The 11,027-nt window shown below is 39.9% G+C and carries 6 protein-coding genes; all 6 read right to left on the reverse strand.

Going from position 1 to position 11,027, the window contains the following annotated elements; all coding sequences use genetic code 11:
- Nucleotides 1–8: 8 nt before the first annotated feature.
- A complete protein-coding gene (locus tag ABD692_RS12495; RefSeq protein ID WP_344767434.1) occupies nt 9–2,477 on the reverse strand; it encodes a patatin-like phospholipase family protein in 2,469 nt (822 codons plus the stop codon).
- Between the two features lie 95 nt (nt 2,478–2,572).
- On the reverse strand, nt 2,573–5,047 hold the full coding sequence (locus ABD692_RS12500; protein WP_344767436.1) for a hypothetical protein: 2,475 nt from the start codon (nt 5,045–5,047) through the stop codon (nt 2,573–2,575).
- A gap of 49 nt (nt 5,048–5,096) precedes the next feature.
- Nucleotides 5,097–6,551 (reverse strand): hypothetical protein, encoded by a 1,455-nt coding sequence (locus ABD692_RS12505; RefSeq protein WP_344767438.1) that lies wholly within the window; start codon nt 6,549–6,551, stop codon nt 5,097–5,099.
- A gap of 45 nt (nt 6,552–6,596) precedes the next feature.
- A complete protein-coding gene (locus tag ABD692_RS12510) occupies nt 6,597–6,770 on the reverse strand; it encodes a hypothetical protein (protein ID WP_344767440.1) in 174 nt (57 codons plus the stop codon).
- Between the two features lie 22 nt (nt 6,771–6,792).
- Nucleotides 6,793–8,103 carry a hypothetical protein gene (locus ABD692_RS12515; protein WP_344767442.1) on the reverse strand — a complete coding sequence of 437 codons (1,311 nt, stop codon included), beginning with the start codon at nt 8,101–8,103 and terminating at the stop codon, nt 6,793–6,795.
- Complete coding sequence (locus ABD692_RS12520) at nt 8,103–11,027, reverse strand: tail fiber domain-containing protein (protein WP_344767444.1); 2,925 nt, start codon at nt 11,025–11,027, stop codon at nt 8,103–8,105. The genes ABD692_RS12515 and ABD692_RS12520 overlap by 1 nt, the downstream gene beginning before the upstream one ends.

The following is an 11,027-nucleotide window of genomic DNA, read 5'->3' on the forward strand; positions in this document are numbered from 1 at the left end:
GATTGCGATTAATCCAGCAACGTTTCGTCAATCCTGACAACACCAGGCAAAACCTTCCAGTCTTTACCCGAGAGCAAATTACCCTTATCACCTTCCTCTATCATACGGTATTCAAAAGTAGGGTTAGGCATCATGTTAGCCAGTTTAATCGCAGCTAAATCCGGGAGTTCAATTGAGCAAAAACCACTGTCTGGCATAACGCTAAAACCATCTTTTTCTATTATCAGATGTCCATTCTGTATATGTACTCCAGACCATCTCGCATTAGATGGATGGTAAAAATAATAAAGTTCTGTGATCAGAAACCACTCGCCATTAACTTTGAATCCGGATGCATCGTTATATATTCCAGCCCCATCGATTTCCATCTTTTTATCGTGTACCGGAATCCTAAAAACAAATGAATAGAACGGGTCATCGTATAGGTCCACACCCTCTAATGCCTCTTTTACCGCTTTACTTAAATTAGTAAGTACGAACTGATCAACCAATGGAAAAATATCAATAATGCGAGCATTCCTGAAAAGGCTTTCTATCCTTGCCTCGATATTACGGAGCTTAAGAACATATTCTTTTGCGAACTCAATCTGGTCATTCCAGATTGGTGCCTCTGGCAATGGTTTCTCACCAGATATCAACTTCAACTCTTTCATGAACAGCTGGGTCGAATATTTAGCCAGGGCAGCTTCAAAAATATTAGGCAATTTCGAGGTAAACCCAGCGAATCCAAACAAATAATCACCCGGAAGCGTCTGAATTTGCATTTTACCCTCTACCAGTTTAACTGGTGCAATGGCCATAATTTTACTTTCTTTACTCTTTCCTATAAGATTCAGGAGCCTATCGATAAAAACGGTGAATAGTGCTCTAAGCAATTTTTTGTGAAATTTAACTTTTATAGCGTTAGAACCATGCATTATAAATTCATGAACAAAGTCTTTGATTTCCAAATAATCGATCTTATTGTCATTAATAACACGTAATAATTCACCTTCCAATGTTAACGCGCCAACAGGCAACAGTTCATTCAACCGATCAAGTCGGATCAATTCAGTTAATTCACCTTTTATTTTATCTATAACTTCCGGAGCAACAGTCGAGTGGTCAATTATTTGACCTAGTATTGCGTTGTACTTAATTTTTGTTGCAAATAAATCAGATATATAGCCAAGTTTATCATTTTCATTCACCCTGCTTTCATCAAGAATTACAGAAAGCAAAGTACCTACGTGAGGAACAAGTCTGTCCAGTGTTGATCTTTTTACCACATCGTACCCGTCCAGGCTTCCAAGTAGTTTTCTTGGTTTTTTAACCGCATATTTTTGATGTACCGGAACCCTGAAATCTACAGATTCACTGGCTATACTTGGGTCAACGAAGACAATTAACCTATCAAAATTTCCCGGATCATCTTTCGCATCAAGGAAAGAGGCCATCCTGAAAGCTTCCCTAACCGGCTCATTATTAAAAGTGCCTCCGTCAACATAGCTGAATGGATAGGACAGTTGCTCTTTTCTGCCTGTTGCTTTTTCGCAAACTTCCTGGGTCAGTGCTTCCGGCCACTGCTCAAATTCAAATTTAAATCGCTCCAGTGCTACTGGTTCAAATGCAAAAGGAAATGCACCACAGGCAACCGAAGTGGCAACAATCCGAGACCATGTTTTTTTATCCGCTAAATTACCAAAATATTTCTTTTTGGTTGCCCCATTATGGTACCGGAGCCATTTGGGCGGATACTCCTCTGGATTTTCATTTACAGATCTTTTATTTTTTTCATCGAAAAAGAGATGAAACACCCGAAATTCTTTATGGTTTCTCGAAGAGAATGCATCAGCAGAGGCCGCATAATTGGGATCATTGTTGGCATTTCCTTTACGACTATCGAGTTTTAACCCAGTCAGATTGGTAAGAGAGCTTCCAAAAATCACCTCATCAGAAAGTATCCTTCGGTTGGCAAAGCGGTTATCAAAAGCATCATCCATCTGAAAGTACTTTTTTGCAATATCCTCCAAGGCCTTATTTCTAAGTAAACTTCCCTGATAAATTAATTCAGCTTGTTCTTCGGCTGTAGTTCCAAGTAGTTTATCAATATTGATTTCGTTAATCCAGATATCTTCCTGCAGGTCCTGAACCACCTGGGCAACGATTAAATCATTTTGAGTTTCAATGCTCAAATTTTCAAAATTGATAGAAGGATCCCCAACAAGTGTCGTCCTGGCTTTCTCCTTTTCTTTCTCGCTTTGATGGCAGAGCCCCCTAAGCATAATAGAAAGCGACATTGAGCCAGCGCTTGCCCCTGCAAAAACATCTATTATTACTTTATCATATTTTACGAATATTTCCTGTCCGTTTTTCCATTCGTAATAACCTGCATTTAAAATTGCCTGTTTAATGGTTTCCGATAGCGCAGCACCTGAAAAAGTTCCAAGGGAAACCCCTCCTCCCATTGCGAATCCAAGTTTTAGTGTTTTTGCCATATTGAAAAATAAATTTTATCCTATTTTCCTAGAGGATATGAAAAAGCATAAATTAATTAAACCCATTGTCACATCTACCTAATCCTAAATTTGACTTAAGATATCAAACCACTTTGAATTGTAGGATAGGTAATCAATCTGGGATTACTTAGCTTACAACCTAAAGGAATCACAATCACTAAAAATTTTATATTCAGGTTAACGCCGTCTATAATCTGACTTGTCTTATCCAGCTGTGAACTTACCTTATACCAATCAACCTCATCTGATGAAGCCTGAAGCCACGTATAGCCATCGTAATGAATACGCAAACTAAGGTATCTATCCTCTTCTTTAAAATATCCAGTTTTACTTTCATACCCGTCTTTGACTAATATGACATCATTTAGATTTTGTGCGCCTGAACGTGCACCAGCCCGTATTTGATCAATACTTGTTATTTGATTAGTCTCCGCCCAGCCCACATATGGAAAATTTGAATCGAGTGCTAGAACATTGTCAAATACCAGTCTTAGAGATTCATTATAACTTATACTAATTCCGGTGGAACAAAAGACCGTTTCAATTGCTGCTTCATAAACATTATCATTATTTATCAGCGTTCCGCCAGAAGTTTTCGTGAGTGTTAAAGGCACTGAAGAATAAGTAGCACCAGGCATAACGTGCACGAATCTCTCTGACCAGTCGCTCAATTGATTCTGAAAATCTCTGGCACGAAATTGCCATTGGATCACTTCTCCAACATTAAATCCACTGTCAGAATCAGGATCTGCTTTTCCATCTCTACAGTTTCCGCCAACAGAGATTTCGATAGTACCATTTCTTTTTATGTCATAATTTTTTATCCCAATTTCAGAGCGTGATCTTTTCGCGTTCACCTGAAAATTATTTGCTGAACTACCATCATAAGAATCAAACCACTCACTAATATCGGGCATAGTCGGTATATTTACACTGCCAATGCTTAATGCTTTTCCCTGAATAGCGCCTATATAACCTCTATTTACATTCCCATAATAATCTGAAGTGTACTTCTTTGCTGAAGTGTTGTCAATAGCGCCTCTCAATGCCTCAGCACCATCTTCTATAGCTAAGGAAGCTGGATTAATCTTTGATTCTTCCAAGTTGTAATAAACTCTATTATTAAACTCCTGAATTTCCCCCTTTTGATTTTCACTTCCTCCTTCTGCGATTGAATTATATGAAAAATATATATTGTTACTATCTGGATTTACAGGATTAATAATCAGGTTATTAAAACATCTGACCGTACCTCCTCCCAGATCATAATTATCAAGCAAGGTTCCCGTGAATACGGTGGGAATGTTTAAGTTCAAATTTGCACCCGTATTATTGAATATATCAATGTCTGCAAAACTAGCCAGCCCCTCGATTATATAACGGTCAAAATGCTGGGTTTCGAAAAAACTATATTTTCTGCTTGAAATGGCAGTATTCCCGTAAAAAAGGCATTTTTTTGGCGTAATTCTTCCTTTAATATTTCCATCAATTAAGGTCCATGTCCACAAACGGATTAAATTACCCTGGAAATTCTTTACTGAGCAATTTATAACATCAGCCGTTCCTGAACAGAACAGAACAGAATTGTGGTTATTGTTTATTGTATTTATATGATTACAGTGTATGTTGTTAAAAGTGATATTCTGCCCACAGCCAATGTTAATCATAGTGCCTGCACTAGAATTTTCTATATCCCAGTTTTCAAATAAAAGTCCTTCAACTAAACCTACAATAGGTTGCTCATTATTAGCATCCAAGGATCCACCCGCATTAAAATAACCTGCATTATCCGCTTTAATATTAATAAATTTGTTCCCTTTTTGATAAGATTCTTCGCTGCCATCATAAATAATATCCTTTATATTTTGCCAATTCCATCCAGCATCGTAGATATTTTTCAACTCCAGGTTTTTTATAGTTATATGATTGATATCTTCTAAATAAATCGCCTGATAAATATTATCTCGGACTAAGAAACCATACTTAATTCCCTCAGTTCTACCTCCGTCAATAATCACATTTCTTAAGTTTCGAAAGCTATAGCTATTAAAGTCACCTGAAACTTCAACCAGTCCATTACTTATTATGTTTACTGGAAGAGCCCCATCAGCGATTTTTATGTTGGAAACATTAACAAAATTATAAGTGCCTGGAGCAATAATGACGGTATCTCCGGCAATAAGATTCATACTCTCGTCAATATTAACATCACCTGACCCAGAGCCCACGTTAAAAATTCTTCCTGAATTTAATTCCTCTTTAGATATGTTTACGGTTCTGCTTACCGATCCCGTTCCTTGACTAGCGGTGATGGTGACCGTTCCAGTCCCAACATATTCAACATACCAATAACTCTCCTCTAACTTCACTAAGGCAACTGAGTTATCACTGCTGGTCATTATAATTGGTGTTAGCTTATCCGGAGACGAGGCGTACAAGTATCCTTTCTTTTGATTCAGTGTTGCCGAGTTTGGTGTGTTAAAAGTTAATTCTGAAACTGGCGATTCAGGTAGATATGAAGTATAATTTAGGTTAACTCTGGTTTCCATATAAGTTATTATGATTTTTTAGATTAGACAGGATTTCACTTTGCAAGGTTTATAAATCTGTAGATAAAGTAGAAATCAAATTGACTCCCTGTGGATCATGCAGCACACTGTTCGAGGATTGATTATAAACGGTCACAAACACATAATTATCTCTATTACCGAAATCATATAGCTCGGTAAAGCTTATCCCATCCAATGTTTTATATAACTTAATATTAGATCCATCCTTGATCAAACCATAATATGCTCCTTCCAGTGCTTGCTCCACCTCACCGACTGTGTAATCATCATCAATCACATAGTCCCAGCATATTTTCCCATTTGCAAAATAAAAACCTACCGCTGCAAGATCATTATTTGACTCATCCAAGGCAAGGTAGAGATTCAAATCGTAGCTATCCTGTTCATATTTGATGAATATTGAACCGTTGTCATTGTCCGGCACTCTCCAGCCAAGCTTGGGGTATCCGCCACCCCCGATAATTAAAGGATTATAGTTAAAATCACTCTCGTAAGAAAATGCATCCGGATTGGGTACTATTCTTGAAAACCCATTCAACAGCGTTGTATATGGCGATGCAGCAAAACTGATTGATTTGTCATTATCCATTACCAGCTCTGAAATTGACGAAGGAGAAAAAGTATAGCCTAGTGCACTTGGCCTGAGATTCTGGATGACAGTTCCAGCTGGAAAAGATTTCTGGTTATTAGCCCAAAGCTCATCGTTATAGGCTACTTCATACCCCTCTTCTATACCTGATATATTTACAATCAAGATATAGTTATCCCCTGGAATAGTGATATATGGCAAATCATTAGTTAAAGGGACACTAGCTGGATTGGCCCCAATTGACTTCACCCTTACCTGCAAATCACCAACGTTTATATTTACCGCGGGGAGCGATAATGTTGTCGAAGGGGTATTCACCCAATTGGAGAAAGAACCATTGGCAATCCGGTACCTCCATTCATGCTGCGCTAAGTTAAACTTTGGATTTTTAGTGAAGGTGAAGGTGAAACTTTCTAGATCTTCAATTCCATTGGTTGGTGCGTCAGGCGCGGCAGCTTGCGAACCTCTGCCACCCACTAAAATACTCCACGTTAAATTATCTATCCCAAACTTTGGTCCATTATTAGACCCTGACCGACGACAGGTTATAATCACATCTGCTCCATCAATTTTTGCGCTATTGAGGTAAACGTACAGATTTACCTTGTCAAACGCTGCATCATCACTATTAGCAGTGATCGTTACGCTTTGCGGAACATAATCGAGTCCGTGGGGTACAGTAAAAGTATTCTGCACACCATTGCCTGAGGTTGTAAAGGAAAATAATTTGCCTACACCAGAACCAGCCTCCTGATTATCAATGCGATTGCGAATACGCTTAACCAGCTCTCTTAATTTTATTCCCTGGGTTTTTTCCTCATTCGGATCATAAGGTTCATTTGCTTTAATGACCTGGTCAATATAAGCATCATCTATTGGAAGGTTTTCTGGCATTTTTTATGGTTTATACTTTTAATAAATTAATTCCTCTACCCGCGCTTACTGTTCTGCATTTTGCTCGCTCTGCGGATTTTTTTCCTGAGGAATGATTGATGCAATAGTTCTCAGCGCAGCCTCCAGAAGCTGACTATCCGCTCGGTTTAATTGTAAAGCGCCTGTCGCACGGTATATGATATCAAATGCTGCAGCTGGTGTTAATTGTTTTTCTTCCATTTTTTTTATTTTTTAGTTTTTTTTACACTTCTCCATTATTCCCTGAATACCCATTGACATAAAGGGTATATCCATCACTGAAGGAAGGAGAAAAAATAATATCTGTTATATTAATTGTATCACCAGGGCCTGCTGTGATGTTCGAGGTATTTACAGAACTTGTTCCTGGACTTAAAGTAATTAGTTTATATCCTGGTCCCAGATCATTTCCGTTAAAGTCCGTAACCGTATAATAAACATTCACGCTAAGAGTGGTTCCAATAGTTCCATTATCTGCTGACAGTTCCAGTCTCCTTCCAGATTGATAAAGGCTGAAGTTTCTAACGCTGCCACATGTTCCCTTATTCGAAACATAAGCTGGGCCAGGGTTAGAGGGGCCTCCACTTAATTGCACCAAAATCCAAATCCTTTCAGATGCTTCAATGTAGCTGTAATAGCCAAGCGGGTAAATTTCAGTACCTGATGCGTCGCTGTATACATAATCTCCTATTTGAACTATGCCATTGCTATTTGTTGTATAAAGATCTCCAACCTGAGTCAAAACACTACAGGCACCTATCGATGAATACTGATCGTATGCATAGCTATGGCTTTGGTTTATAATATAATATGATAGACAATCTCCGATTGCAGTTATATTTGCAATATATCCGTATTTATACCATTTTCCATTTCTTGATAAGTGTTCAGCGTCAGTACCGTCAATATTGAATGTTGTACCAATTTTTATCTCAGAATCATAAGAAAAACCCCATATAGTAGTACTTCCGCCTGCACAAGCGTTTATTGAGTTTATTTCCGACCACTTAAAATCATAACTAAACAGTCTGTTAACCTCAGGCTCCTCTACAATATAAATGCCAAAAGCAAAGGATGGCGGTATCTCATATCTATACGATTTATAAAGATTAACTCCATCAGTTACATATGCTCTTAAATTAAACCCTTCACTCAAATTTGCATCCCAATATATCTTAACATCATGTCCAAATGGTTGACTGCTATACATAATATGAGAATTACTACTAATAATACCTGCTTTAGCCTGTCCTACAATATCTTCGCTTGAAAAGTTTGCATATTCCCTTTCTCTGGAACCAATCCAAACACGAGTAGAAAAAATCATAGCTATTAATTCGAACTTCCGTAGCGCTCGATTGTCATTAGGAATAGGGAAGATATCTACAAATGTATTGGCCTGACTACGCGTTAAAATTTTATTAGTATTAGGAATAACTTGCCCACTCTTTAAATTAAAAATCCCACTAGAGACTGCTTCTTGTAATTTTTGTCCGCTAATCAATTGATTAGCCGCTAAATCCCCCCAAGCCATTAATTTATCCTCCTCATTAGCTCAGCAAGCTGTTTTTCAAGTGCATCAATTTTTGCAACAAGTACTTCGTTATAACGTACTGATTTCTCGCCATGCTCGTTTGTTTTCACTGCAAATGGGAGACATGCTTCCACGTCTTGAGCTGAATAACCTACATGTATCTTATCGTCATCAGCATTCCTCCATTTATAAGAAATCGCCTTAATCGAAGAAACATCTATATCCTGTTCGACTATATTTTTCAAGCGAACGTCTGAGGTATCGTAGAAGCCGCCTGCTGCCGACATGCTTCCCTCACTGTTCCAGCTGCCATCATCATTGCAATAACTTCCCCAACTACCTCCTTGGCTTAAAAAACCAATACGGTTGGAATTACAATGAATCTGACGCATCCCTTCATCCGAATCCGACATGTAAATATTAGAAGAGGTCTTTCCTGCTCCAACCGTAAGGTCTCCCCTGGTCCATATCCCATCACCAATAGCGGTGTAGGTCAGCCCAGCCATTGTAAAAATTGCCTGATGAGAAAGTCCAGGTATCGATTGACCGCCAGCATTCGGGTGCGTCCATGCAATGCCATAATGGTTATCCAAAGTCGCTCCGTTCAAACTTGACCGGTAGGCATCACCCATTGCAAAAATCATCTGATAACGAGACGGGTCATACACGCCTACTAAACCAGATCCGTAATTCTCTCCCCTGTAAACACCACCGGCTAACATATTACTGTTACAGTAAAACTGCTTATCTCCATAAGTCCTAACATAATTGCTATCACTCATCCAGATTCCTCCACCGTAGGTATCACTATACCAGCCGGTATCCCCAGAACTTCTGAACCAGGCTGAAGCACTGACCGAACCCGCTACCCCACTATCAAAGCCAGTCCATACCCTTGTTCCTGTTGTAAAAACATTACCATAAACATAATCCCCTGATATGTTATTAACTGCTGCCAGATTTTTCGCTACAAGATTTTCGTATCCCGTACCTGGGTTATCCATGATCGCAATACGACCGCTAGACTCTACGGTAATCTGGGAGGCAACTACCCCGGCCCAATGTAAAGAAATATTTGGCGCAATACCCCCACGATAGAGCTCCAGATTGGCTGTGGAGTAAGAACTGCCTGAACCACCAGCAAGCCGCACACTATCCAGGTTATATCCATTCCATAAAGTATTCCTCCATGTGCTCCAAGTTCCATTATCTCCATTTAGCGTACGAAAAGCCAAACCTCCGCCATTGCTATAAGGGGTATTAAATTGTGTGCCATATCCATTAGCGCCAAAATACATCAGCGTCCCGTTGAAAGGCGCATTGTTTGCATAGGTAAATGATGAAGTATTTTCTGCTACTGCATTGGCATCTGTACCGAAGCCTCCGTAGCGGTGGTACTCTCCACTGGTTTGAAAACCCAAAAATGAACGAACGTTACCGGCTCCTATTGGATGCCATTGACCATCTGATCCATAGCCCATTAGATATGAATTAACAGCAGTGTCAGAACCATTATATCCAAAACCAGCCCAGCTGGTTGAGTTATCTGCTAATCTTGCACTATCTACTCTTAATCCATAGGTATTGGCACCGTTCCAGCCCATTAAGGTGGGATAATTAGGGCTCCAGGCAATTTCTGAATTGGATCTACCCACGGCACTTCCATGTGGTGAAGTCCCTTGAGAGGCATCGAAAATCACATGGCCGCTGCCATAGTTCTTCCACCTCAGCAAGCTCGCCACCCCCCCGTCATAACCGCTGTTTCCAATCTCGGTATACACTTCATTCCCCAAGATGCTGTTACGATAAGCAAACGAACCTAAACCTAAGAATCCCCTAAGACCACCTTGAGAAATCAGGTTAATTTGATTGCTGCCGTTCCTTCCAAAAATATAATCAGCACCATCCAACACCTGTGGATTAAACGCGTAATTAGCTAATGCCGATGCACTTGCCGCTGTTGCTGCCTGACCACTGATATTGATGTTCCAGGTTCCACTTGCGTTACTACCATTTTGCAGTGCGAAGTTCCCGAAATTACCCAGATCATTTGTAAACTGGCTAAGTAAAGTGGGCCTGCCGTTCAGCTCATTGTAGGTATGCGAGTGTCCAAGTAAAGAATAACGGGTATCTGCAAAAGCCTGAGTTCTGGCATTTGTAAAATATAGCGCTGAAGGACTCTCTGTTACTAAACCCGTGTTATAATCTCCTGCCATTGCCACAATATCGCCGGTTCTACCGAAAACAGTCGTTGCAGGGCCAATATCATTAGTAAAATCACTAAGCTTTGTCGGCCTACCAGTAATCTCCAGCCAGCCATGACTATGGTTTAACTGGGAGTACCTGCCATCCGAGAAAGCCTGTACCCTTGCATTGGTAAAATACAATGCGGCCGCGTTTTCAGTAACCTGCGAGGTATTATAATCACCAGCATTGGCCAATACATTTCCATTACGGCCGAAAACCGTGGTTACTGCATCGGAATTATCTACTTTCGACCAAAAACTACCGTCAGAAACAATCCAGTCGCCTACTGCATACTCTATTCCGCCAACATTTCCCGCAATATTTACAATATAGTATGATCCGGCAGCGGCAGAGGCCGCTGGCAAAGTTGGGGTATTGGTCGCAGCATCATAAACGCCACGATAATGCAGATTTCCCATTAACGAGTCCGGAATTAATGTGGCAGGCAGTTTTCCATCATTATCCAAACCTGCATAGCCGTTGGCCTGATTTTTTTCAAGCCGGTTTTGAAGTAAGGTATTTGATGAAGATATTTCCTGCTCAAAGCGGTCTCTGAGAAGCTTAATCAGCTCACGCATTTTTATCCCCTGCGTTCGGTTCAATGCGGGATTATATGGGCCTGCAGTTTTAATGACTTCGTTTACATAAGCATCATCAATAGGTTGAATCTGTGGCAT

Source organism: Pedobacter ginsengiterrae (assembly GCF_039537385.1).
Classification (GTDB): Bacteria; Bacteroidota; Bacteroidia; order Sphingobacteriales; family Sphingobacteriaceae; genus Pedobacter; species Pedobacter ginsengiterrae.

What these genes read in the sequence shown, in the direction of transcription:
- ABD692_RS12495 (WP_344767434.1), bottom strand. Translation starts at nt 2,477, where the DNA reads ATGGCAAAAACACTAAAACTTGGATTCGCAATGGGAGGAGGGGTTTCC.
- ABD692_RS12500 (WP_344767436.1), bottom strand. Translation starts at nt 5,047, where the DNA reads ATGGAAACCAGAGTTAACCTAAATTATACTTCATATCTACCTGAATCG.
- ABD692_RS12505 (WP_344767438.1), bottom strand. Translation starts at nt 6,551, where the DNA reads ATGCCAGAAAACCTTCCAATAGATGATGCTTATATTGACCAGGTCATT.
- ABD692_RS12510 (WP_344767440.1), bottom strand. Translation starts at nt 6,770, where the DNA reads ATGGAAGAAAAACAATTAACACCAGCTGCAGCATTTGATATCATATAC.
- ABD692_RS12515 (WP_344767442.1), bottom strand. Translation starts at nt 8,103, where the DNA reads ATGGCTTGGGGGGATTTAGCGGCTAATCAATTGATTAGCGGACAAAAA.
- ABD692_RS12520 (WP_344767444.1), bottom strand. Translation starts at nt 11,027, where the DNA reads ATGCCACAGATTCAACCTATTGATGATGCTTATGTAAACGAAGTCATT.